This window comes from Trinickia symbiotica (assembly GCF_002934455.1).
Taxonomy (GTDB): domain Bacteria; phylum Pseudomonadota; class Gammaproteobacteria; order Burkholderiales; family Burkholderiaceae; genus Trinickia; species Trinickia symbiotica.
The window spans coordinates 113,893-138,292 of record NZ_PTIR01000011.1 but is presented as its reverse complement, the minus strand read 5'-3'; the positions used below and the strand labels follow the sequence as shown (position 1 = coordinate 138,292).

General features: G+C 63.1%; 15 protein-coding genes. 12 read left to right on the top strand and 3 right to left on the bottom strand.

Annotated features, from left to right (window positions below):
• Positions 1-28 precede the first annotated feature (28 nt).
• The 3 genes from B0G57_RS17115 to B0G57_RS32140 all read left to right on the top strand — a co-directional run bounded on the left by B0G57_RS17115 (position 29) and on the right by B0G57_RS32140 (position 3,987).
• Positions 29-1,393, top strand: a complete 1,365-nt coding sequence (locus B0G57_RS17115; protein ID WP_026230311.1) for a purine-cytosine permease family protein — start codon at positions 29-31, stop codon at positions 1,391-1,393.
• Between the two features lie 89 nt (positions 1,394-1,482).
• Positions 1,483-2,619: a porin gene (locus B0G57_RS17110; protein WP_018444131.1), complete on the top strand. Its 1,137-nt coding sequence runs from the start codon at positions 1,483-1,485 to the stop codon at positions 2,617-2,619.
• A 78-nt stretch (positions 2,620-2,697) separates the two neighbouring features.
• A complete protein-coding gene (locus B0G57_RS32140; RefSeq protein ID WP_018444132.1) occupies positions 2,698-3,987 on the top strand; it encodes a methyl-accepting chemotaxis protein in 1,290 nt (429 codons plus the stop codon).
• On the opposite strand, the gene B0G57_RS17100 is transcribed toward B0G57_RS32140, so the two are convergent.
• Together B0G57_RS17100 and B0G57_RS17095 are read right to left on the bottom strand one after the other, a co-directional pair.
• The gene (locus B0G57_RS17100) at positions 3,942-5,333 is read right to left on the bottom strand and encodes an aminotransferase-like domain-containing protein (RefSeq protein WP_026230312.1); all 1,392 of its coding nucleotides are present in this window, start codon (positions 5,331-5,333) and stop codon (positions 3,942-3,944) included. The two genes, B0G57_RS32140 and B0G57_RS17100, sit on opposite strands and share 46 nt — an antisense overlap.
• Positions 5,334-5,533: 200 nt before the next feature.
• Positions 5,534-6,514 carry an AraC family transcriptional regulator gene (locus tag B0G57_RS17095; protein WP_018444134.1) on the bottom strand — a complete coding sequence of 327 codons (981 nt, stop codon included), beginning with the start codon at positions 6,512-6,514 and terminating at the stop codon, positions 5,534-5,536.
• A 350-nt stretch (positions 6,515-6,864) separates the two neighbouring features.
• Between B0G57_RS17095 and B0G57_RS17090 the strand changes: the two genes are divergently transcribed.
• The 9 genes from B0G57_RS17090 (at position 6,865) to B0G57_RS17050 (ending at position 22,313) form a co-directional block, all read left to right on the top strand.
• On the top strand, positions 6,865-7,731 hold the full coding sequence (locus tag B0G57_RS17090) for an FAD binding domain-containing protein (protein ID WP_035469832.1): 867 nt from the start codon (positions 6,865-6,867) through the stop codon (positions 7,729-7,731).
• A gap of 26 nt (positions 7,732-7,757) precedes the next feature.
• Positions 7,758-8,204 carry a (2Fe-2S)-binding protein gene (locus B0G57_RS17085; RefSeq protein ID WP_199189640.1) on the top strand — a complete coding sequence of 149 codons (447 nt, stop codon included), beginning with the start codon at positions 7,758-7,760 and terminating at the stop codon, positions 8,202-8,204.
• Positions 8,205-8,216: 12 nt separating this feature from the next.
• A complete protein-coding gene (locus B0G57_RS17080) occupies positions 8,217-10,580 on the top strand; it encodes a xanthine dehydrogenase family protein molybdopterin-binding subunit (protein WP_026230313.1) in 2,364 nt (787 codons plus the stop codon).
• A 14-nt stretch (positions 10,581-10,594) separates the two neighbouring features.
• Positions 10,595-11,551, top strand: coding sequence for an AAA family ATPase (locus B0G57_RS17075; RefSeq protein WP_018444138.1), 957 nt, complete (start codon positions 10,595-10,597; stop codon positions 11,549-11,551).
• On the top strand, positions 11,548-12,753 hold the full coding sequence (locus B0G57_RS17070; RefSeq protein ID WP_018444139.1) for a vWA domain-containing protein: 1,206 nt from the start codon (positions 11,548-11,550) through the stop codon (positions 12,751-12,753). Before B0G57_RS17075 ends, B0G57_RS17070 begins: the two co-directional genes overlap by 4 nt.
• Positions 12,754-13,027: 274 nt before the next feature.
• The gene (locus tag B0G57_RS17065; RefSeq protein WP_020566590.1) at positions 13,028-14,293 is read left to right on the top strand and encodes an efflux RND transporter periplasmic adaptor subunit; all 1,266 of its coding nucleotides are present in this window, start codon (positions 13,028-13,030) and stop codon (positions 14,291-14,293) included.
• A gap of 18 nt (positions 14,294-14,311) precedes the next feature.
• Positions 14,312-17,422: an efflux RND transporter permease subunit gene (locus B0G57_RS17060; RefSeq protein WP_018444141.1), complete on the top strand. Its 3,111-nt coding sequence runs from the start codon at positions 14,312-14,314 to the stop codon at positions 17,420-17,422.
• The gene (locus B0G57_RS17055) at positions 17,419-20,748 is read left to right on the top strand and encodes an efflux RND transporter permease subunit (RefSeq protein ID WP_018444142.1); all 3,330 of its coding nucleotides are present in this window, start codon (positions 17,419-17,421) and stop codon (positions 20,746-20,748) included. Before B0G57_RS17060 ends, B0G57_RS17055 begins: the two co-directional genes overlap by 4 nt.
• A gap of 2 nt (positions 20,749-20,750) precedes the next feature.
• Entirely contained in the window at positions 20,751-22,313 is a 1,563-nt protein-coding gene (locus B0G57_RS17050; protein WP_018444143.1) for an efflux transporter outer membrane subunit, read from the top strand.
• Here the strand turns inward: B0G57_RS17050 and B0G57_RS17045 are convergent.
• A complete protein-coding gene (locus tag B0G57_RS17045; protein ID WP_018444144.1) occupies positions 22,276-24,399 on the bottom strand; it encodes a D-(-)-3-hydroxybutyrate oligomer hydrolase in 2,124 nt (707 codons plus the stop codon). The two genes, B0G57_RS17050 and B0G57_RS17045, sit on opposite strands and share 38 nt — an antisense overlap.
• Position 24,400 lies beyond the last annotated feature (1 nt).

The following is a 24,400-nucleotide window of genomic DNA, read 5'->3' as shown; positions in this document are numbered from 1 at the left end:
GATTTTTATTCGTTACGTGGGAGCGCATATGGAACTGAACGCTATACAGGATGGCTCGGACGACGGTTATGCGACGAGAGCCGTTCCGGCAAATGCAAGGATGTCGAAGTGGTCTTTGACGATGGCATGGTGGGCGACCTGCAGCGCCATGTTCTGGCTCGTCGTGTCGGCGACGCTAGCGATCAATTTCGGTACGGTCAACACGTTGATCGGTCTCGGGCTATCCGTCGTGTTCTATAGCTTGATCAACAAAGTCATCGTCCGATACGTGGTTTCCAACGGTTTGTCGGTGGCGCTCTTTTCACGAGTGCTGTTCGGCAGCGTCGGAGCCGCGTTGGCGACATTGATTTTCTTCGCGACGGCGATTTACTACGCGCTCTTCGAGGGATCGGTCATTGCGGTCGCCATCAACGCCTATTTCCCGGCGATATCGGTGAAGCTGGCGTACCTGATCGTCGTTGTCTACAGCGTCTTGCTCGTTTTCGGCAGCGTGCAGACGTGGCTCGACAAGTTCAACGGGGCGCTGCTTCCGTTCTATCTGCTCGGCCTGATCGCAGCCGTTGTTCTGGCGCTCATGAGCGGCGGGGACCATACGGCGTGGATCCATCTTGGCCCGGCGGGCGGTGCGCCGACGTACGGCTGGTGGAATTGCTTCACCGCGTTCATGGGTGTATGGATCATGATGATGTACACCTGGGACTATGCCCGCTTCGGACGCCAGTCGGACACGCGCTACCACGAGAATTTCAACTTCGGCTGGTCCTTCTACACGTTCACATTCGTCATCAACGGCATCGCCGGAATTTTCCTCGCGAGCACGTTGGCGGGAAGCGGAGCGCTGAGCGAGGTATCGGTCGTCTTCGCGTTGTTGAAGCTGATGGGATTCGCTGGACTGCTGTTCGTCTGGGTCAGCCAGACGCGGATCAATACGGCCAATTTCTATCTGGCCTCCACGAATATGCATTCGTTCTTCACCGCCGTATTCGGTCTTCATCTGCCCAAGTTCTTCTGGTCCGTGGTGGCGGGCGTGATCGTCTATTTCCTGATGCTGACGAACGTCTTCAGCTTCATCCTCCAGGCGTTGGCGTTCCAGGGCATTTTCGTCGTCGCGTGGGTGGGCATCGCCGTCATGCATATCGTCTCCCCGCACTACGAGGCGATCTTCGGCAAGCAGATCGAGTATCGCTCCGAGCGCGTCGTCGCGTTCAATCCGTGTGGCCTCGTTGCCTGGCTCGCGTCGTCGGCGCTTGGTATCGCTTTGCTCGAAGCGGGCGGCACGACGGCAACGTTCTCCGCGCCCGCGGCAGCCGTGGCTTCCGCAATCATCTATCGCATCGGGCTTTCGCTCGCGAGCAAGCGGTCGTTCGTTCGCGAGCTAGTCGCAAGCGAATGAGCCGCCGTGCGGCGGCCTGATCGACTGCTCCACAAAAAACCGCGCGCCTGTCGCTGCGCGCAAAACGACGACACAAGAGGAATCCGGTAATGAAAAAAGCAGCAATGGTAGGGGCCACGCTCGCCCTGATGTCTTTGGGTGCGCGTGCGCAAAGCACGGTGACGTTGTACGGTATTGTCGATCTCGGCATCGACTATGCAAGTAATGTGAGCAAGGCGTCGAACGGGACCGGCATAGCGGGAAGCGGCGGCCGGCTCTTCCAGATGCAAAGCGGCGTGCCGCTCGGAAGCCGCTGGGGGCTCCTCGGCGGCGAAGACCTCGGCGGCGGCCTGAGAACGGTGTTCCGGCTGGAAAGCGGTTTCGACGCCGCAAACGGTGCGCTCGGCGGTGGCCTCGCATTTTCGCGCAACGCTTATGTCGGTCTGTCTTCGAAGCAGTTCGGTACGGTCACGTTCGGCCGGCAGTGGGACGCAAACGTCGATCAGCTCGAGGCCTTTACGCTCAACGGCCAATTTGGCGGCTGGTATTTCGCGCACCCGAACGATATGGACAACCTCGACAATGGGTTCTCCGTGCCGAACGCCATCAAGTATGTGAGTCCGACGTTCGGCGGCGTGACGGTCGAAGGCCATTACTCGCCGGGCGGCGTAGCCGGACAGTTCTCGACGAACTCTACCTACAGCGCCGCGGTGGCGTATGCCGGCTCGCAGGTCAGTGCGGCCGTCGGATACCTGCATATCACCGATCCGTCGACGGCTGTTGCAGGCTACGTGTCGGGCGGCGGCTTCGCCAATGCCGTCTATGGCGATGCGCTGGCCGCCGCACGCAGCCAATCGGTGCTCGCCGTCGGCGCGTCGTACAAGCTCGGCGCGTTCAAGGTATCGACGGACTTTTCGAACACCGTATTTCGGCCGAAGTCGGGCGGCGCCAACCTGACGTTCCAGAACTACGAACTGTCCGGGTCGTATCAGCTGACGCCTGCGCTCGTGGTCGCCGGCGGGTTCACGTACACGGTCGGCCACGACGATCGTACCGATACCTCGCCGAAGTACGAGCAGCTCAATTTGCTCGCGCAATATGCGCTCTCGAAGCGGACATCGGTCTACGCGATGGTGGCCGGGCAGAAAGCGTCCGGCGACGCGCCGGTCGCACAGATAGCCGGATTCAACCCGTCGAGCTCGAAGCGGCAGCTCGCGACCCGGCTCGGGATCACGCATTCGTTCTGACGTCGGGCGAAGCTTGGCGCATGCGTGTCTCGGCACGCCTGCGTCGCGCTTTGCATCGAGGTTTCTCGGAGAAAGCTGATGAAATGGTTCGGCCAGCGCAACGGGACGGCGCCGACGAAGGAAGAAAGTCACGAGGACGCGCTCATCGCGAGTGTCTCGACGTTGCGAGAACAGGCCGACGAGCTCGAGCGGGAGAACGCCGCACTCATCGTTCGGCTCGATGCGGTCGAGCGCGCGATGCGTTGCGGTTGGTGGGAAATTCATCTGCACGACGATGCGGTACCCGTCGGCCGGGCCTTAAGCTCGTGGTCCGAACGGTTTTGCGAGCTGTTGGGATACGGCGGGGGCGAGCTCGGGCCCGCTTTCGATGCGTGGCTTGCTTGCGTGCATCCCGACGATCAGCCCGCGTTGTCGAACGCGCTGCGGCGGGCGGCGCGCGGCGGTGCCGATGCGGCGGCGACGGTGGCGCACCGTGCCAAGCATCGGCGCGGCGGCTATCGATGGTACGAGATGCACATCGCCGGGCGCTACGAGTGGCCCGGCGATGGGCACACGCCGCACGGCGTCACGATCGTCGGCACGCTTACCGATACCGAAGAAGCCGCGCAACACCAGCGCGAACTCGAGAAGGTACGCGCCCGCTTCGAACTATCGCGGGAACTGCTGGTCGACGGCATATGGGATGTCGAGATCATTGCGGGCGATCCGCTCAATCCAAAGAACGTCCTGTGGTGGTCGGATCAGGTCAGGCGGCTGCTCGGCTTTTCGACGGTCGAGGAGTTTCCCGATGTCGCCGAGAGCTGGACATGCCGGCTTCATCCGGACGATGCCGAACAAGCGGGGAAGGCCTTCATCGAGCACTTGTCCGATCGCTCCGGGCGTACCGGTTATGACGTCGAATATCGGCTGCGTTGCAAGAACGACGAATACCGCTGGGTCCGATCGCGCGGCCAGACGCTTCGCGACGAGCGCGGTTTGCCGTTGCGGACGGTGGGTGTCATGACGGACATCCACGCGTCGAAGATCGCGCAACAGCTTGCCGCCGCGGAGGAGGCGCTGAAGGCAAGCATGCTCGAAAGCATCAAGGAGATCGGCGAAATCGTGTCCACGATACGCGACATCGCGCGCCAGACGAACCTCGTTGCGCTGAACGCAGCCGTCGAAGCAGCGCGAGCCGGCGCGTCGGGCCGGGGCTTCTCGGTGATCGCGGGCGAGGTTCGGCTGCTATCCACCCGTACGCGCGAGGCGACCGAAGCAGCGATGAAAATCCAGTCGGAGCTCGATCGCCGACAACGTGCCCGGTCAAATTCGAGTCAGTCCACTCACGCGGCGGCAAGGAATTCGAAGAGTGCGTTGTTGTCGCAGTAACTCACGTTGAACCGCAGCCAGGGAGTTGGCGCTTCGTGGTGAGTGAAAAGATGCCCTGGCGCCAGATAGATGTCCTTGTCGAGCGCAAGGCTTGAAAGGGCGCGCGAGTCTTCGTAACGCGGATGACGGGCCCATACGAAGATTCCCTCCGGGGCCTGGTTGAACATGACCAGGCCCGCCTCGGCGAGTTTTTGCCGCGCGCTGCATTGCGCGTTAGCAAGCTGCTCACGTAAGCCTTTCAGATGCTTGCGATGGCGTCCGTCGATGAGCACCTGGTAGACGATGCGCTCGCCTATCTCGGAGCTCGTCAAGCCCATTGCCATTTTCAATTGCGCCAGGTCCTCGATGAGGTCCGGATGCGCAGCGATGTACCCGACGCGCAGGCTCGGTGATATGGTCTTCGAGAAACTGCCGACGTAGATTACGCGTTCGAGTTGATCGAGGCTCGCGAGCGGTCGGCGCGCCGACGCGTCGATGTCGGCGCAGACGTCGTCCTCGACGATGAGGAAGTCATGCTTGGCCGCGAGCTGCAGGACCTTATGCGCCGTGGCGGACGAACAGGAGATCCCGGTCGGGTTGTGAAGGCGCGGATTCGTGAAGTACGCTTTAGGCTGATGCTTTGCAAGTAGTTCCGTGAAGGTGGTGAGGTCCGGTCCGGTCGGTGTCAGCGGCACTCCGACGATATCGACTCCGATCCGTTTCAAATGCGCGAAAAGCAGGCTGTAGCCGGGAGAGTCGACGAACACGGTGTCGCCGGGCTTGATCAGATGATGAATGAGCAGGCTCAGCGCATGCGCGGCACCGCTCGTCATCAGCACCTGTTCCGGTGGGCAATATATCTCCTGCTGATTGAGACAATCCGAGATCTTCCACCGCAGCGGCAAGTAGCCTTTCGGTATGCCGTAGCCGGTCATCGAGCCTGCCGAATTCAGTGCCATGTTCCGGAGGGTGCGGCGCAATCCTTCCTCGTCGAGCCAACGCGGCGGCAGCCAGCCACACCCTGGATTGATTTCGGCCGAATGGTTTTGCCATATCCGGTTCAGCATCCAGAGAGAGTCGAAAGAGGTATTCTCGTTGGCAACCGTCTCGGGGTTCAGATAAGACGCGTGCTGGAAGCTTCGGACGAAAAACCCGGAGTTCTGGCGCGGAACGAGAGACCCGTCGGCGACGAGACGGTCATAGGCGTCGACAACGGTTGAGACGCTGACGCCATGCGATTCGGCGAAGCTGCGAATCGAAGGCACCTTCATGCCGGATTGGAGCTTGCCTTCCGCAATCAACCGATGAAAATGCTCAATGATCCTTTGCGTCAGGGACTTTGTCGGGTCAGCGGACAACGAAAGCACGGTACCGATCCTTTACTTTGCTGCAACTGAGCTTGGCTGTAGTTGTGAGTCTGACGGGCAGCGCTCGTGAAGGCACGGCGCACGCCTGGTCTCCATGACGATGGCCGCCATGCCGCTACTTTACGAAGCTGAAAAGAATCGGGCTTGTCCGTGAGCGTCCAAACTTTTGGACAGGGGCGGCTTTGGCCGCTGAACGCCGACTATTGGTAGTCGATGGGCGCCATGCCGGCGTCCTGTCGAAAGACGCGGCTGAAATAAGCCGGATCGGAGAATCCGACGATCATGGCGATTTGCGTCACGCTGAGTCTGTTTTGCCTTCTATTGGCGAGGAGCCGTTTCGCTTCGGTCAGTCGCCGGCTTCGAATGACTGCCGTCAGCGTTTCTCCATTCTCGGAGAAAATCTTCTGCAGATACCGCTCCGACACGCCGATCGCGCTCGCCACGTCTGCGGGCTGTAATGCAGGATCGGAAAACCGTTGCTCGATGAATCTCATCGCGCGAAGCCTGTGACCGCTACGGACTGACGTCTCGTTCGGGCTCGATCTTTCATCGGTGAGCGCGAGTATCAGCAGGTCGAGCAATTGCTGCTCGATCCGCGCATTGATCTCCGCCGGCAACGCAGGCGCATGCCTGAAGTAGGACGCGGCGAAATCGAGAAAGAGCGCCGTACAGGGCTGGTTGGCGGAAGCGAGCGTCGCGACGCAGTCATCGACGCCAGGCAACCTCGAGCGCAGCGATCGGCACGGGATACGCAGCGTCCGTAAGCAGAGGTGCTCCGGATTCTCGAACAGATAGGCCTCGGCACCGTTGACGATCGTGAAGTTTCCCGGTTCGACGAAAGCCTCTCGGCCGCGCTGAGTGATCAGCACCGGGCTCAGTTGCGGCATCTCGATGACGTAGAACTCATCGGCTTCCGCATTCGCATGTGAGCGATGGCGCTGCGTCACCATCGGATCGCAGTACAACGTGCACGCGCGGATCCCGCCCGCATCGATTCGCTCGATCGATCCGCCGCGAAAATCCGGCCCGATCTTGACGTCCATCGGGAAGTAATTGATCTCGATGATGTCGGCCCACTCGTGAGCGGTGCGCTCGCGCTGTAGATAAGCCGGCACTTCATAGGTGCAAGTCTGCCGGACAACCGGTGCGATCGGCGTTGGCTTGCCGGTCTGATTCCGCATGCTCGCGTACCCCTTACGACGGACTGGTCACTGCAGGTCTGCGGAGCAGCAAGAGGTGATGTCTTGGCGCCAATGAAGCAGCTGCGGCCTGACTCTACATCGCCGAAATAGCCTGAGCAACAAGGGTATGCGCTGGAAATCGAATGAAGCGTTTACCGAAGCCCAGCGAAAACTCGCGACTAGTGTGCTGCTCCCGATGGCCGCACAGTGCGCGAGTGCGGGGGCTCGGATGTATCTGGTGGCTGGAATTTGCGACTCTTACTCTCGGATACCGCGGTCTCGGACTCGGCCATCGAGCCCATTTGCGGATTCGTCTTGCAATGCGAACGTTGATGAAAGGACACAGCCGAATGGCCTCGAAGCTTGACCCCCACCTACATCTAGCCGGAACGGTCGAAGAAGCGGTCGCTGCTTTGCGCGACTATGGCGACGGCGGCGCGCCCCTGGCCGGTGCAACGTGGATTATGCGGGCGCCGATTCGTCGAGAAACGCTCAAGAGGGCGTATGTATCGCTCGCCGCGATCGACGAGCTCAGGGCCATCAGGAGCACGGACCGGGAGTTCAGCATCGGCGCTTGCGTGACTCATGATCAGTTGGTATTGCAGTTCGCCGCCATACCAGGCTTCCGGGCGTTGACCGACGCGGCCGGCAAATCGGCGAACCCCGCCGTGCGCGGCGCCGCGACGATCGGCGGCAACCTGTCCGCGACCGATTTTGCCGCGGCCGATCTTGTGCCAGCGTTGATGAGTCTTTCTGCCGAGGTCGAACTGGCATCCGAGAACGGATCGAAACGGATGTCGATGGAAGCGTTCCTCGAGACGAGGGCGTCGCTCGAGCCGGGCACCATCGTCCGCTGCGTTTCGATACCGAAGCGCGCGTATCGTTCGGCGCATGCGAGGCTCCCATTGCGCAAGGCCGGAGATTACCCCGTTGCGATCGTCAGCGTCGCGCTGGACGTCGCTTCCAATGGATCGGTGAGCAACGCGATGGTCGCGGTTGGATCCGTTGAAGACAAAGCACGGAGATGGTTCGAGTTGGAGAATGAACTCGTCGGACGCCCGTTGGATGCGCAGCACTCGAAGCTGCTCGCCACGCGCCACGCTCAGGTCTTCAAAGGCCGAGAGGGTGCGGAAGCGCCGGGCTGGTACCGCCTGCAAGTGCTGCCGACGCTTCTTTCTCGCGCCGTCGCCGACATCCAGACACAACTTCGGACCTAAGGCGGGAGGAGAAATTGGCGATTTGCTTGAAAGTCAATGGCGAATCATGCACGGCGCGCGGCGGCTCGCTTACGCCGCTCATCGATGTCCTGCGAGACGAACTTTATCTGACCGGCGTGAAGCCGGTATGCCGGGAAGGCTTTTGCGGCGCATGCACGGTGCTCGTCGACGGCAAGCCGACGGCCTCGTGTCTGACGCCGATCGGCGCGCTCGGCGAGCGAGAAGTCGTGACGGTCGAATCGCTGGCCGCAGGCGGGCAGCTATCCGCGGTGCAGGCGGCGCTCGAAGAACATGATGCCGTGCAGTGCGGAATGTGCTTTCCCGGCATGGTGATGGCGCTCACCGGCGTGTTGGCGCGCCTGCCTGGCGCCACGCGCGAAGAGATTCGATCGGCGTTGAGTGGAAACATATGCCGGTGCACAGGCTACGAGCGCATCATCGACGCAGCCGTGTCGCTCGCGGCGGCCAAATAGGGGATCTCCGATATGTCAGACCCGACAACCGCGGTGTCGAACCTCCCTAGGCGCGATGCCCGAGACAAATTGCAGGGCCGCACGCAGTACACGATCGACCGGTTACGCCCCGGAATGCTGCATGGCTTCGTACTGCGCTCGACAGTCGCGTCGGCGCGTATCACAGGCATCGACCTGACGCGCGCCCGCACGATGCCAGGCGTGCGCGCGATCGTGACCGGCGAGGACGCGCCGAACCGTCACGGCATTGGCATCGCCGACGAGCAATTGTTCGCCACGGACCAAATTCGCTTCGTCGGAGAGCCGATTGCGGCGGTCGCCGCGGACACGCTCGAGCAGGCGCGCGACGCCGCCGAAGCCATTATCGTGCGATGGGAGCCATTGCCCGCCGTGCTGACGATGGAAGAAGCGCTGGCCGATGACGCGCCCCTTGTCCACCCGAATTGGAAGGACTACGAAGTACTTTTCGAGGGCAGCGAGCGCGCCGGCAACATCGCCTGGGAAGCGACCGTCGTTCGCGGCGATACGGAGGCCGCTTTTGCGCGTCCCGACGTTCGCATCGTCGACACGACGTTCCGTGTGGGCCGCCAGAACCATCTGTCGTTCGAGCCGCGCGCGGTATTGGCAAGCTACGAGGACGGGCGTTTCCACATCGAAACGTCGACGCAGGTTCCGTGGACGATCCGCAATACGACGGCGCGCGTGCTGGGCGTTCCGCCGAGTCAGGTTCGCGTGACAGTGCCGCCCGTGGGGGGAGCGTTCGGTCTCAAGTTCGACTGCGCGCTTGAGCCGTTTGCGGCATTGCTTGCGCGTGCGACCGGAAGACCTGTGCGCATCGTCAACAGCCGTCAAGAGGAGATGCAGATCTGCCTGTGCCGCGAGAACGCTGAGATACGGATCCGGTCTGCCGTGACGCGCGAAGGAGAGATCGTTGGACGGGAGGCGGTCGTGCTGATGGATTGCGGCGCGTATGGCGGAGAGCAGATCTTCCTGACGACGATGACCGCACACACGCTCGGCGGAAATTATCGGCTCCGGTCCGTGCGGATCTCCACGCGCGCCGTCTATACGAACACGCCGCCCAACGGCGCGTTCCGGGCCTGCAACGGCGTGTACAACACCTTTGCGCTCGAGCGTCACACCGACGAGATCTGCGCCGAGATCGGCATGGACCGCTCCGAATTTCGCCGGCGCAACGTGCTCGGCAATGGCGATCTCGGATCGACAGGGCAGGTCTTCGAGGGCGATGTCCTGGGTCCTATGCTCGACAAGATGTCGAACGTCATCAAGGATCGGGGCTCGAAGCGTCATCTGGCCGATGGCCGTCTCTACGGACGCGCGACGGTGGTCGGGACATGGTTCATCTTCGTCGGCCCTTCGGCGGCGACGGTCAACGTCAATGCCGACGGCAGCGCGACGCTCGTCACATCGGGCGTCGAGATCGGATCGGGATCGATGATGCAATCGCTTCCTCAGATCGTCGCGCATACGCTCGGCATCAAGCCCGAAAACGTCGTCGTACGCGCGGCTGATACCGATGCGGCCGGATACGATGTCGGCATCGGAGGAGGTCGGCAAACAGTCGCCCTCGGCGCTGCCAGCCTCGCGGCAAGCGTCGAGGTTCGCAAGAAGCTGCTCGACATCGCCTCCGAGATGCTCGAGGTGGGTGCCGATGACCTGGTTCTTCGGAACGGGCGAGTCGAGATCGTCGGCGCAAACGGTTCGGGTGTCACCCTCTCTAAACTGGTGGAGCACGCGCACAAAACCGTTGGGCCGTTAGCCGGCACCGGCTCGTTCACCAGGCCGGGCGTCGCGGCAATGCCCGGCTGCGCGGCGGGGCATTTCATCGATGCGATCGATATTCCCGTCTTCGCCGTTCACGATTGCGAGATCGCGGTGGACGCCGAGACCGGACATGTCGAAGTACTCTCGTACACGGTCGTTCAGGATGTTGGGCGGGCACTCAATCCGCGTGCGATCGCCGGCCAGATCCAGGGCGGTGTGGTACAAGGCCTTGGGTATGCGCTTCATGAGGAGATCACGCTCGACGACCAAGGGCGTGTTCGCCAGAACGGGCTCGATACATTCCGTGTCCCGCTTGCGCAGGATGTCGTCCCGGTGGACATCCACCTCCACGAAGGCGCGCCTTCGATCGGACCGTTGGGCGTCAAGGGGGCCGGCGAAGTTCCAATCCTGAATGTGGCCGCCGCTATTGCTTGCGCGGTTTCGAATGCCACGGGCAAGAGCGTTTACGAATTGCCCCTGACACCGCCGCGTGTGCTCGAGATAATGCTCGGAGAGTGTTCCCAGCCAAGCTTTCCGCACATTCGCGAAACATGGTCTGACAACGTCCTCGCTAAGCCCAAATGTGCGTAGCCCCGGCTCCAGACATGCGCATCGATCCGCAAGAAGGGGCCGATGAAAGCTGCGACGCGGCGATCGGCGCGACTTTTCCTACGATCGACAGCGTGGCCGATGGCCTCCGCAGTGTCGGCTACCATGCGACTCGGCGACTCGCTACCGCGGTTTTTTTGGCGCTGAGGATGAATCGCCCGCTGCTGCTCGAGGGCGAGCCCGGTGTGGGCAAGACGGAGCTCGCCAAGGCACTCGCGAAGATGCTGCGGCGCAGCCTGGTTCGGCTGCAATGTCATGACGGGATCGAGCAGCGCCAAGCCGTTTACGAATGGAACTACGCCGCGCAGTTGCTGCATATCCGCGCAGCGGAGGCGGCCGGCGAGGGGGGCGAGAGCGAATCGGCGGTGTATGACACACGTTACCTTTTACGGTGCCCGCTGTTGCAGGCGCTGCTGACGCCGGCGCCTGGCGCCATCCTGCTCATCGATGAAATCGATCGTGCCGACGAGCCGTTCGAAGCCTTTGTGCTCGAATATCTCGGCGAATATCAGGTCACGATTCCCGAGCTGGGTACCATCAGGGCGGAGGTATCGCCGATCACGATCCTCACCGGCAATCGAACGCGAGATCTCGGGGAAGCGGTCAAGCGCCGCTGTCTTTATCAATGGCTCGATCACCCGGACGCCCAGCGTGAACTGTCGATCATCCTCGAACAGGTTCCCAACACGAGCCAAGCCCTCGGCGAGCAGATCGCCGCGTTCGCCCGGCGTTTGCGGGAAGGGGCAGCGGATGGGGATTTCCATCGCGTCCCGGGCGTCGCCGAAACGGTAGAGTGGGCTCGCGCGCTGAACGTGCTCGGCATCTCCGAACTCGATCCGGACATCGTCGCTGAAACGGCCGGCGTGCTCTTCAAAGACCCGGATGACCTCGATGCGTTGACGCCCGAGCGCGCGGCAGGCCTTCTTCGAGCGAGCACGGCATTCGAGCAATGAGCGACGCACGCGTCTCGAAGCCGGGCGCGTCCTCCCACATCGCGTTTTCGCGGCACGTTCTCGCGTTCGCACGCGCGCTGAGGACGGCGGGCATTCGTGCCGATTCATCGAAGATCGCTCTCGCCCTGGAGGCGGTTTCGCTCGTGGGCATCGATACGCGCGAAGACGTTTGTGCGACGCTCGAATGCGTGTTGATTTGCCGCGAAGCGGACCGGTTCGTTTTTCATGCGCTATTCGACGCTTGGTTCGATGCGGGCGCATCGCACGGTCAGCCCATTGCGCAAGAGGCCTTCCAGGAAGCGGTAGGCTCGGCCGCAACGCAGGAGCGCCGACGGGTCCGAGACGCGGCCCCGCAATGGCCGCGTGCGAAAATAGCGCCCGCCGTGGAGTACCGCATTCGATTCAGCGGCCTGCTGACCGCAAGCGACAAGGAACGGCTCAGGTTTTCGGATTTCGGTACGCTCGACGCGCTCGAGTATCGCGAGGTGCAGCGGCTGGCTCGCAGCATTGCCGTGGCACTTCCGAGCGCGAAGGCGAGACGTCATCAGGCGACAGTCGGCTCCGCGAGCTCAAGCCCAATCGATTGGCCGCGTGCGCTGCGCGAAGGCGTGCGTACCGGCGGTGAGCTGATTCGCCTACCGAGAGCAAGGCGTCGGCAGAAACGGCTTCCATTGCTAGCCCTCGTCGATGTCTCCGGTTCCATGGAGCGCTACGCGCGGATGTGGCTTGCATTCTTGCATATGGCCATACCGCTCGATGGCAGGCGCGATGTGTTTGCGTTCGGCACGCATATCACCGATTTGAAGCGATGTTTCGGGTGCGGCGATGTCGATGAGATGCTGACGCGCGCGAATGCGGCGATCGACGACTTCGCGGGCGGTACGCGTATCGGAGGTTCGCTCGCCCAATTGCGGCGGCGCTACGCGCACCGGTTCGTCGGCGGGCGCACCATCGTGGTGATCATCACCGACGGGCTGGAGACGGGCAGCCCAGAGGCGCTGCACGACGAGTTGAGCTGGCTCAAACGCCGTGCGCGCTGTCTGCTATGGCTCAATCCGATGATGCGCTTCGAGGAATACACACCAGTCGCCCGCGGAGCGAGCGCACTTCATCGATATGCGGACACGATGCTTGCGGCCCACAACCTTCATAGGCTCGAAGAAGCCGCGGCGCATCTCGCGCGATTGCTGGCATCGGCATGAAGACGTCGCTCACGTCTTGGCAAGCGCGGCATGTGCGGCCGAGCGTCTGCGGACGATTCAGGTTGGCAAATATGGAGGCCGCCGCAAGCCGGATTGAGCCACGTGCGCGAGCGGCGCGCCACATCACACAGTATTACAAACGGCCTTCATGTTAACGAACGAAATGCGCCGTAACGGATCGTTGCCGCCATCTTCCTGACTTTTCGATAAAGTCGAGCCTGCATTCCGCTTGCCACGGCGAACCGTCGCGGCGCTCAACTATTTGGCTCGCCCTATGCAGGAATTGAACGAAGTCGGTCAAACCGTCTCGAACCCGGTCAACCGTTCGCGTCGCTTGCGCACGGTCGCGGTGCTGCTGCTCGTCGCGCTCGTCGTCGCCCTCATCATCTATCACGTGACGCATCGAGGCGCAGCGCGCACGGGCACGCCGGCACAAGTCGTCACGGTCGCGCCCGCGACGCTCGGCGATATGCCCGAAACGCTCGCCGAGCTCGGCACAGTCACGCCGGTCGCGACCGTGACGGTGCTGCCCCAATTGAGCGGCTATTTGACGTCCGTCGCATACAAGGAAGGTCAGGACGTTGAAAAAGGGCAGTTGCTCGTGCAGATCGATCCGCGCCAGTACGAGATCGACAAGCAGCAGGCCGAGGCACAGCTCGCGAAGGATCAGGCGGCGCTCGGACAAGCGCGCTCCGACCTTGCACGCTACGCGGAACTCAACGCCAGAAAATCGATCGCGCAGCAGACTTACGTCGACGAGCAGTTCACGGTCCAGCAAGACGAGGCCGCCGTGAAGGCCGACAAGGCCAGCATCGCGCAATACGACCTCGATCTGGCCTATTGCCGAATCACATCCCCGATCTCGGGGCGCGTCGGTCTGCGTCTCGTCGATCCAGGCAACTACGTGACGGCGTCGAGCTCGACGGGCGTCGCCGTCGTGACGCAAATGAAGCCGACGACGGTCGAATTCACGGTGCCGCAGGACTCGCTAGGTTCGGTGCTCGAGCGCATGCAGTCAGGCGCGAAGCTGCCCGTCACCGTCTATGGCAGCAACGACAACAAGCAGATCGCGACGGGCACGCTCTACGCCATCAGCAATCAGGTGGCGACGAGCACGGGTACCGTCACGCTGCGCGCGATGTTCGCGAACAACGACGAAAAGCTCTACCCGAACGAGTTCGTCAACGTGAAGCTGCTGGTCGATACTTTGCACAATGCCGTGCTCGTGCCCACGCCGGCCGTTCAAACCGGGGCGCCGGGCACGTATGTCTATATCGTCAATGCGGACGATACGGTCTCCGTGCACAAAGTGACGACAGGGCCGACCGACGGACGGTACACGGCCATCTTCTCGGGTCTTTCGCAAGGCGAGCGGGTCGTCACCGACGGCATGGACCGATTGAGCGACGGCGCCAAGATACGCGTCGCCGGTGCTGGTACCGCTGGCGCGCGCGGCGCGGCAGCGTCGAGCGGGGCCAGCGCGGCCAGCGGGGCGCATGCGCACCATCGCTCGAGCGATGATGAAACTCGAGCGTCCTGAACAAAGGCCGACGACCCGATGAGTCTTTCCCGTCCGTTCATTCTCCGGCCGGTTGCCACGTCGCTGCTGATGATCGCCCTCGTGCTCATCGGCATTGTGGCGGTGCGCTATCTGCCTGTTTCGTCGTTGCCGAACGTCGACTATCCGACGATCCAAGTCCATACGTCATATCCGGGCGCGAGCCCCGACGTGATGGCGACCACGGTGACAGCCCCGCTCGAAGTGCAGCTCGGCGAGATCCCGGGCTTGCAGCAAATGACGTCGTACAGCTCGGACGGCTCGTCGATCATCACGCTGCAATTCGATCTTTCGTTGAGCCTCGATGTGGCCGAGCAGGACGTCCAGCAGGCGATCAACGCGGCGAACAGTTACTTGCCGAGCGGCTTGCCCGCGCCGCCGACGTACGCCAAGGTCAATCCCGCGGACCGGCCGATCATCACGTTGGCCGTTACGTCGAAGTCGATGTCGCTGACTCAGCTTCAGGACTATGCGAACAATCGGCTCGGCACGAAGTTCTCTGAAGTGCCCGGGGTGGGCCTGGTCACGACGGCGGGCGGGAATGTGCCGGCCGTTCGCGTCGAAGCCGACCCGAAGAAGCTCGCCGCCTACAACCTCAATCTCGATGACCTGCGCACGCTGCTCGCGAACGTCAACGTGAGTCAGCCGAAGGGCAACTTCGACGGCCCGGAGCTCGACTATACGATCAACGACAACGATCAGATCGCGGACCCGAAGGACTACCTCGATACCGTCATTGCGTATCAGAACGGCTCGCCTGTCTATCTGCACGACGTGGCGCGCGTGACCTCGGCGGCGCAGGACGTGGCGCAGGGAGCGACCTATAACCGTGCGCCGGCCATTATTCTGAACGTGCAGCGCCAGCCGGGGGCCAACGTCATCAAGACGGTCGATCAGATCATGAAGCAGCTTCCGGCGCTCGAATCGACGCTGCCGGCGGGCATGAAGGTGACGGTCGTCTCGGACAGCACGGGGATCATTCGCGCTTCGGTGCGCGACGCGGCGCTCGAGCTGGTGCTCGCCGTCGTGCTCGTCGTGGCCGTCATCTTCGTCTTCCTGCGCAACGTGCCGGCGACGATCATTCCGAGCATCTCCGTGCCCGTCTCGCTGATCGGCACCCTCGCGGCGATGTACGAGCTCCATTACTCGATCGACAATCTCTCGCTGATGGCGCTCATCATCGCCACGGGCTTTGTCGTCGACGACTCGATCGTGATGATCGAGAACGTGGTCCGCTATCTCGAGGAGGGTGACAGTCCGCTGCAGGCGGCGCTCAAAGGGGCAGGGCAGATCGGGTTCACGATTCTGTCGCTGACCGTATCGCTGATCGCGGTGCTGATTCCGCTGCTGTTCATGGGCGGCGTGATCGGGCGTCTATTCAGCGAATTCGCCGTGACGCTGGCCGTAACGGTCGTACTATCGGCCGTGGTTTCACTGACCGTCGTGCCGATGCTTTGCGCCCGCATCCTGCGCGCGCAAGCCGAGCGGCATCCAAGCCGCTTCGAGCGCGTGAGCGAGCGACTTTTCGACAAGACGCTCGCCGCCTATGAGCGCGGGCTGCGCTGGGTGCTCGATCATCAGCGGCTGACGCTCGCGGTCGCGGGCGCGACGGTGGCGCTCACGGTGCTGCTCTATGTCGTCATCGCGAAGGGACTCTTCCCCGTGCAGGATGTCGGCGTCATCCAAGGCATCAGCGTGGCCGACAACTCGGTCTCGTACCGGGCGATGGTCGAGCGCCAATCGGCGCTGGCCGACGTCATTCTGCGCGATCCTGACGTGACTTCGCTGACCTCATACGTCGGCATCGACGGCACAAATGTCACGCTCAACAATGCGCGCTTCCTGATCAACCTGAAGCCCGTCGACGAGCGTTCCGATAGCGCCGAAGCCATCGCAAGGCGGCTGCGGCGCGAAGTGGAAAACGTGCCCGGCATCAAGCTCTACGTGCAGCCCGAACAGGACCTGACGCTCGATACGACGATCTCCCCGAATCAGTATCGCTTCGTTTTACGCGGGCCGAGCCAGGCCGTGCTCGCTAAGTACGTCCCTCAACTCGTGGACCGCATGAAGCGGATCGATTCGATCGTCGACGTGACGAGCGATCTCAACAACGATGGTCTCGGCATCGATGTCGAGGTCAACCGGCAGCTCGCCGCGCGCTACGGCATCACGCCCGCGACGATCGACAATGCCCTCTACGACGCGCTCGGGCAGCGCATCGTCTCGACGATCTTCCAACAGTCCGATCAATATCGCGTCATTCTCGTCGCGAAGCCCGAAGCGATTCCCGACGTGCAGTCGCTCGGCAACCTCTATGTGCCGACGCAGACGGGATCGAGCGGTCAGGTGCCGCTTTCGGGAATCGCGACGATAAAGATCGTGAAGTCGCCGCTCGTGATCAGCCACCTTGCGCAGTTCCCCGCCGTGACGATCTCGTTCAATCTTGCCGACGGCGCATCGTTGAGCACGGCCGTGCGTCAGATCGAAGATGCGCAAAACGCCGTCGGCCTGCTGCCGTCGATCACGGCATCGTTCCAGGGTGCTGCGCAGGCGTTCGAGGATTCGCTCTCGAGTGAAATCTATCTGATCGTCGCGGCGATCGTGGCCGTCTACATCGTGCTCGGCGTGCTCTACGAGAGCTTCGTCCATCCCGTGACGATCCTCTCGACGCTGCCCTCGGCCGGCATCGGCGCGCTGCTTGCCCTGATGATCGCGGGCAAGGATCTCGACGTCATCGGGATCATCGGCATCGTGCTGCTGATCGGTATCGTCAAGAAGAACGCGATCATGATCGTCGACTTCGCGCTCGCGGCTGAGCGTGATGAGGGCAAGTCGCCGAGAGAAGCGATCTTCGAGGCGTCTTTGCTGCGCTTTCGGCCGATCCTGATGACGACGCTGGCCGCGATGCTCGGCGCGCTGCCGATGCTCGTCGGCACCGGCACGGGCTCGGAGATGCGCCGGCCGCTCGGCCTCGCGATCATCGGCGGGCTGACGGTGAGCCAGGTGCTGACGCTCTTCACAACGCCGGTGATTTATCTCTTCTTCGACCGGCTGGCCCGTCGCTTCGGGCGCAGGCCCAGCACCGCGGCGGGCGGGGAGCTGCCGTCGTGAACCTCCCGGGGCTTTTCATTCGCCGGCCCGTCGCGACGACGCTCGTCGCGGTCGCGATCGTTTTGTCGGGCATGCTCGCCTATTTCAAGCTGCCCGTGGCGCCGCTGCCGAACGTCACGTTTCCCGTGATCGTCGTGCAGGCGCAGATGGCGGGCGCGAGCCCGGAGATCATGGCGACGACCGTGGCCGAGCCGCTCGAACGGAGGCTCGGAACGATCGCGGGCGTGAACGAGCTCACCTCGATCAGCTACGTGGGGATGTCGCAAATCATCGTCCAATTCGCGCTCGATCGCGACATCAATGGTGCCGCGCGAGATGTCGAGGCGGCGATGCAAGCCGCGCGCGCCGATCTGCCGACGACGCTGCGCGCGAACCCGACCTACCGCAAATATAATCCGGCCGACGCGCCGATCATGGTGCTGGCGCTGACGTCGGATACGTTGACCAAGGCCCAACTCTACGACGCCGCCGATTCGGTCCTTCAACAGCAACTTTCGCAAGTGAGCGGCGTCGGCGAGATCACGCTCGGCGGCGGCGCGCTGCCTTCGGTGCGCGTCGAACTCGATCCGGGCAAGCTCAATAGCTATGGCATCGGGCTCGAGGACGTCCGCGCCGCGATCGGCGCCGCCAATGCGGATAGCGCAAAAGGGCATCTCGACGTCGAAGGCGAGCGCTACGAAGTGCTCTCGAACGATCAGATCACGAAAGCCGCGCCGTATCGCGACGTCGTGATCGCCTATCGAAACGGCGCGCCCGTCATGCTTCATGACGTCGCGTCCGTCATCGATTCGAACGAAAACATCCGCAACGTCGGGCTCTATAACGGCAAGTCGGCCGTCATCGCGATTCTCTATCCGCTGCCTGGCAGCAATATCGTCAACACGGTCGAGCAGATCCACAAGATTCTGCCGTCGATCGAGGCGACGCTGCCGAAAGGCGTCGATGTCGATGTCGCACTCGATCATTCCGAGTCGGTGAAAGCATCCGTGGCCGATACACAGCGCACGCTTTTCATCGCCGTGCTGCTCGTCGTCGGCGTCGTGTTCGTTTTCCTGCGCTCGCCGCGCGCGACGCTCGTGCCCGCGGTCGCCTTGCCATTGTCGATCGTCGGCACGTTCGGCCCGATGTACCTGCTTGGCTACAGCATCGACAATCTCTCGTTGATGGCGCTGACGATCGGCACGGGCTTCGTCGTCGACGATGCCGTCGTCGTGCTCGAGAACGTCGTCAGGTATCTCGAGCTGGGGTTGAGCCCGAGAGAGGCGGCGATGCGCGGCAGCGCCGAAGTGAGCTTCACGGTGATCTCGATGAGCCTCTCGCTGATCGCCGTATTCCTGCCGATCCTACTGATGCCCGGCATCGTCGGCCTGCTGTTTCACGAGTTCGCGGTGACGCTTTCCATTGCGATCCTCGTCTCGCTCGTGGTCTCGCTGACCGTGACGCCGGCGATGTGCGCCTACGTGCTGAGCCGCGAGAACGCCTCGCATTCGACGAGCCGCTGGGCGAGTTGGACGGAGGCGCAGTTCGAACGGTTCAAAGCGGCTTACTCGCGCTCGCTTTACCTGGCGCTCGATCACTCGTTCATCGTCGTCCTGATCCTCTTGGGCTTGCTGGTCGCGAATGTGTTCCTCGCGAAGCTGCTGCCGTCGACGTTTTTTCCCGAGCAGGACAACGGCGTTCTGATGGGTCAGATCATCGCCGACCAGAGCATCTCGTTCCCCGCGATGGCGAAGAAGCTTGCGCAGCTGCAGGCGATCGTCAAGAAGGACCCGGCCGTGGCATCGGTCGCGGGCTTCGCCGGAGGCCGCGCGCTGAACACGGCGATGGTGTTCATCGAGTTGAAGCCGCTCAACGAGCGGCATGCCTCCGCTCAACAGGTCGTCAATCGATTGCGGCCAAAGCTCAATCAGGTGTCGGGCGCACGGCTCTTTCTGCAGGCGCAGCAGGATTTGCGCATCGGCGGCAGGCAATCGGCGGCCGAGTATCAATACACGCTGACGAGCGACAACACGCAAGCCGTGTTCGAGTGGACGCCGAAGCTCGTCGATGCACTGCGCAAGTACCCGCAACTGCAGGACGTCAACTCCGACCTGCAGCAAAACGGCCTGCAAACCTTCATCAACATCAACCGTGCCACGGCGATGCGGTACGGCTTTCAGCCCAATCAAGTCGACAATACGCTCTACGATGCTTTCGGTCAGCGCACCGTATCGACCATCTATAACCCGCTCAATCAGTATTTTGTCGTCATGGAGGTGGCGCCCCAGTACTGGCAGTACCCGCAGACGCTCAACCAGATCTTCTTGAGCAAAGCGGCGGGTAACGCGAGCGGAACGGCGCAAACGCAAATGTCGTCGGGCACGGTCTCCGCGGTTTCCTCCTACTCGGCCGTGTCGAGCACGAGCAGCACGAGCAGCACGACGGCCTCGACGTCAGGCACCAGCTCGCTGAACGCGAACGCCGAAGCGAACGCGACGACGAACAGCATCGCCAACAGCAAGGGCGGCGGCTCGACAGGCAGCGCGGACAGCACCGCGGCCGAAACGATGGTACCGCTGCCGGCATTCATGACCTTTACGAACAGCCATACCGCGACGCAAGTCAACCATCAAAGCGGGCTCGTGGCCGCGACGATATCGTTCAACCTGCCGCCGAACGGGTCGCTGAGCCAGGCGGCGGTGGCGATCCGCGACGCCACCGAGAACATCGGCATGCCCGCCTCGGTGCACGGCGCGTTCGCGGGCGCGGCTCAAGCGTATTCGCAATCGATGGGCACGGTGCCGCTGCTGATTCTTGCCGCGCTCGGCGTCGTCTATATCGTGCTCGGCATCCTCTACGAGAATACGATCCATCCGCTCACGATCCTGTCGACGCTCCCGTCGGCCGGCATTGGGGCCACGCTCGCGCTGCTGATCTTCGGTACGCCGTTTTCCGTGATCGCGCTGATCGGCATCATTCTGCTCATCGGCATCGTCAAAAAGAACGGCATCATGATGGTCGATGTGGCGATCCAGCTTCAGCGCCAGCAAGGCCGCGATACGAGGCAGGCGATTCATGAAGCCGCCGTGATGCGTCTGCGGCCGATCCTCATGACGACGGCCGCCGCCGTGCTCGGCGCCGTACCGCTCGCGGTCGGGATCGGGCAGGGCGCGTCGTTGCGCCAGCCGCTCGGCGTCACCGTGATGGGCGGCCTACTGCTATCGCAGGTGTTCACGCTTTATACGACCCCCGTCATCTACCTCTACCTCGACCGCTTGCGTGCAAGGCTCGCAAGATGGTCCTCACGTCTCCCGTGGAATCGCACCACACCCGACACGGCGGCATAAGCATGAAATTCGTTCGCACTCCTATCGTTCTGGCTCTGGCATTGGCGCTCGGCGCTTGCGCGGTCGGGCCGGATTATCGTCGGCCGGCGGTCGCGGTGCCCACCAAGTTCAAAGAGCTCGACGGCTGGACGCAGGCGCAGCCCGCGGCCGAGGCGTCGAAGGGCGACTGGTGGACCGTCTTCCACGATCCGCTGCTCGACGAACTCGAGCCCATGGTCGTCGTCTCCAATCAGACGGTGAGGCAGGATTACGCAAACTACGAGGAGGCGCTCGCCGAAGTGCGCGTCGCGCGGGCGTCGCTCTTTCCCAGCATCGGCGTAACCGGCTCCGCGACGCGCGAACGGTCGTCGACCGGCTCGTCCAGCTCGTCGCTCTCGGCGAGCAACTTCTCGGTGTCGCGACGCAACGTCAATAATTCCGCGTCTCTCGAAGGCAGCGTCAGTTGGGCCCCCGATCTCTGGGGCCAAGTGCGGCGCACGGTCGAGGAGAACGCTGCGTCGGCGCAGGCGAGCCAGGCGACGCTGGCCAACGCGACGTTGTCCGAGCAGGTGACGCTCGCGACTGCCGTCATCGACTTGCGCATCACCGATGCGAATATCGACCTTCTGACGAAGACGGTCGAGAACTACAAGGAGTACCTTCGCGTCGTCTCGGACCAAGCCCAGGCCGGCACGGAGCCGCCGTCGGATCTCATCACCGCCAAAACGCAGCTCGAGAGTGCACAGTCGAGCCTGATCGCGCTCGGCGTGTCGCGCGCGCAGTACGAGCATGCGATCGCGGTACTCGTCGGCAAGAATCCGGAGGACCTCGACATTTCGCATAGCACGTCGATGCCGGTGCTGCCGTCGATCCCAGTCGGTGTGCCGTCGACTCTGCTGCAGCGGCGGCCCGATATCGCCGTGGCCGAACGCGAGATGGCCGCCCAAAATGCTGCGATCGGGGTGGCTGTTTCGGCCTACTATCCGACGATCTCGCTTTCGGCCGCCGCCGGTTTCTCGGCCTCGCCGCTAGCCGGCTTGCTCAATATCGGCAACTACGTCTGGTCGCTCGGCGCCGATGTGAGCCAGACGCTTTTCGACGGCGGCGAGCGTAGCGGCAAGGTCGCCGCCGCGAAGGCGGCCTACGATGCGGCGGTGGCCAACTATCGGGGGACGGTGTTGACGGCGTTCGAAGGTGTCGATAATGACTTGGCGGGTTTGCGCATTCTCGGCGAACAGGCGAAAGTGCTCGACGCCGAAGTGAAGGACGCGACGCGCGGCGCGCAGATCGCGCTCGACGAATATCAGGCCGGCACGGTCGATTACACGACGGTGGCTACGGCGCAGACGACGCTGCTGAGCGCGCAGGAGACGGCGCTCGGTGTCGAGCAGACGCGGCTCGTCGATGCTGTCTCGCTGATCGGTGACCTGGGCGGCGGATGGTCGGCCGACGCGCTTTGCGATCCTCGGCACGCCAAGTGCGAAGCGCCCGCCTCGGGGAATTCGGGCGCATCGGCTCCCGCCGCCTCCGCGCCCGCCAGCTCCAATGCTAGTGCGGAACGTTCACCACTCCATGCTTCACGCTGATCGCGTTGGCGCCCGGGCTTTCGGTTATCGCCGGCAGGTTGGCGATCGTCAGCGCGGGAGCGGCACCCGGGGTGCCTCCGCGCGGCACCGTGCGAACGACCTGCGACGGCGGCAGCGGCGTGCCGCTTTTCAGGTGATTCCACATCAAGTTGAGTGCCTGCAGATAGTAGTAATGAACGGGCACGAAGCGCGTGTCGAAGCCAGGGAAGCCGAGAAACGCGTCGAAGTGCTGGCCGTTCGTCACTTCGATCAGTGACAGTTTGCTGCGCGACCCTTCGACGACGCTATTCGCCGCCAGATACGCGCGCGACGCATGATTGATCGGCACGAGCGCATCGCTGCGGCCCTGAACGACGATCGCGGGCTTGCCATGCAGATCGGCGCGCACACGAATCGCGTCGACGCTCGCCACCATGCGCGGGTCCTGATTCGTCCATAGCGCGCGCAAGCAGGCGGCCCCGGCGAAACTGGCATCCGGCGTGGCCAGTCGATGATCGGCACCGCCCGCGGGCGCTTCGTTATAGACGAGGTTGATCCCGTTCGTAGGCGGCACGCCATTGCCGAGACCGAAGATCGTCGGCATCGGCGAGACGGCGGGCGTGAAGCCGGCCGCGCCCGTCGACGGATTCGTCGTGCCGAAACTGAACCCGCAGAGATTGTCGATCACGCTCGATCTTGTATAGGCATTCGCGTAGGTCACGGCCACGGCCGGCACCGCCTGCGAATCCCACATCGGCGCCTGCAGCAGATCGGAGTCCGCTTCGTAGCCGGCTTCATGCAGCCGCGAGAGCGCATCGTTCGCCTGGCTTTGCGTGTCCGTTCCGCTCACCATGCCGGCCGCGGCAAGCGACGCGCAGCGAGCCTCGCGGATCGCCGTCGTGGTCGCGAGGGGCAGCGCCGTGAGATACGGTGCGCCGGCGGCAGCCTGCGCGAGCGCGGCGCACGGCTGCAGCAGATTCGCGAGCGTCGTGTAGTCGGCGAGCGGCTTGCCGGCCGCGAAGATGCGCTGGCCGCCCTCGAATACCTCCGCACGGTGCGGCATCCAGACGTTGACTTGCGGCTCCCCGACGACGACGGCAGTGATCCATCCTCGTCTGTCCTGCTCCGCTGCTTCGAGCGACGCGCCGCCGCCGTTGCTGACCGACGTTGCAATCGTCGTAATGCGGCCGGGCCGATAAAGCACGCGGTGATTCGACGAATCGCCGATGACGGGGCCGAACTGCTGGTTCAGCACCCAATAGGCGAACTTGATGGCTTCGAGCGTATCTTTGCCCCAATCCTGCTCGGGGTTTTGCTGCGAATGCGCGTGCTTGAACGCGTAGCGGTTCGGAAACATCTGGTTGTAGGTGGCAAGGGCGCCGCTCGCGACGTTCGCGGTGAAGAGGCTGGCGCGTCCGGCCGCCGCCGCATCCTCGATCTCGCCGTCGATCAACGTGATCAGATTCGTCCTGAGTTCGTGCGCGCCGTTGCCGGTGCCTTTGTCGGTATAGGCGACGGCGCAGCCTCGCTTGAGGCCCCATTCGCCCGCCGCCGATATGGCGCCGTAGACCCCGCGCGAGCCCGACGATGTCGCCGTCACGATGCAAGGGTTGGCCGGATCGAAGCTGACCGGGACCTGAACGAGCAGCGTGACGTTGCGACGGCCGGTGCCGTTGTCGGCATAGGCGAGGTATTCGGTGCCCGCGATCTTTCCCTCGCCGAGCGTGTCGTTGCCGTTCAGATCGACGTTGGGCCCCCAGAAGCGGCCGTAGCCGCCGTTCGCGGTGATATCGACGAGCGCCCGATAGTTCGACCAGATCGCCAACCGCCGCAACTCGGCGGCGCTCGGATGGGCGGGATCGGCAATCGCGGGTTGGGGGCCCGCGAGGCCGGTCTTGCCCAAGCCCGCGGTCAGCAGATCGTCGCTGACGCCGTCATAAGTCTTCGTTCGCAGACTGCTCGCCACGATGAACGAGGGCAGGGTATTCGCAGCGGGGCCGTCGTGGTCGTCGTCCGCGCCCCATGCGCTCGACATCAACGCGCCAACTGCGATCGCGGCGCTCAACAGCACCGCGGCACTGCGGACTGCGACGGGAACGTCTCTCATG

What these genes read in the sequence shown, in the direction of transcription:
- B0G57_RS17115 (WP_026230311.1), top strand. Translation starts at nt 29, where the DNA reads ATGGAACTGAACGCTATACAGGATGGCTCGGACGACGGTTATGCGACG.
- B0G57_RS17060 (WP_018444141.1), top strand. Translation starts at nt 14,312, where the DNA reads ATGAGTCTTTCCCGTCCGTTCATTCTCCGGCCGGTTGCCACGTCGCTG.
- B0G57_RS17080 (WP_026230313.1), top strand. Translation starts at nt 8,217, where the DNA reads ATGTCAGACCCGACAACCGCGGTGTCGAACCTCCCTAGGCGCGATGCC.
- B0G57_RS17110 (WP_018444131.1), top strand. Translation starts at nt 1,483, where the DNA reads ATGAAAAAAGCAGCAATGGTAGGGGCCACGCTCGCCCTGATGTCTTTG.
- B0G57_RS17075 (WP_018444138.1), top strand. Translation starts at nt 10,595, where the DNA reads ATGCGCATCGATCCGCAAGAAGGGGCCGATGAAAGCTGCGACGCGGCG.
- B0G57_RS17045 (WP_018444144.1), bottom strand. Translation starts at nt 24,399, where the DNA reads ATGAGAGACGTTCCCGTCGCAGTCCGCAGTGCCGCGGTGCTGTTGAGC.
- B0G57_RS17050 (WP_018444143.1), top strand. Translation starts at nt 20,751, where the DNA reads ATGAAATTCGTTCGCACTCCTATCGTTCTGGCTCTGGCATTGGCGCTC.
- B0G57_RS17065 (WP_020566590.1), top strand. Translation starts at nt 13,028, where the DNA reads ATGCAGGAATTGAACGAAGTCGGTCAAACCGTCTCGAACCCGGTCAAC.
- B0G57_RS17090 (WP_035469832.1), top strand. Translation starts at nt 6,865, where the DNA reads ATGGCCTCGAAGCTTGACCCCCACCTACATCTAGCCGGAACGGTCGAA.
- B0G57_RS17070 (WP_018444139.1), top strand. Translation starts at nt 11,548, where the DNA reads ATGAGCGACGCACGCGTCTCGAAGCCGGGCGCGTCCTCCCACATCGCG.
- B0G57_RS32140 (WP_018444132.1), top strand. Translation starts at nt 2,698, where the DNA reads ATGAAATGGTTCGGCCAGCGCAACGGGACGGCGCCGACGAAGGAAGAA.
- B0G57_RS17095 (WP_018444134.1), bottom strand. Translation starts at nt 6,514, where the DNA reads ATGCGGAATCAGACCGGCAAGCCAACGCCGATCGCACCGGTTGTCCGG.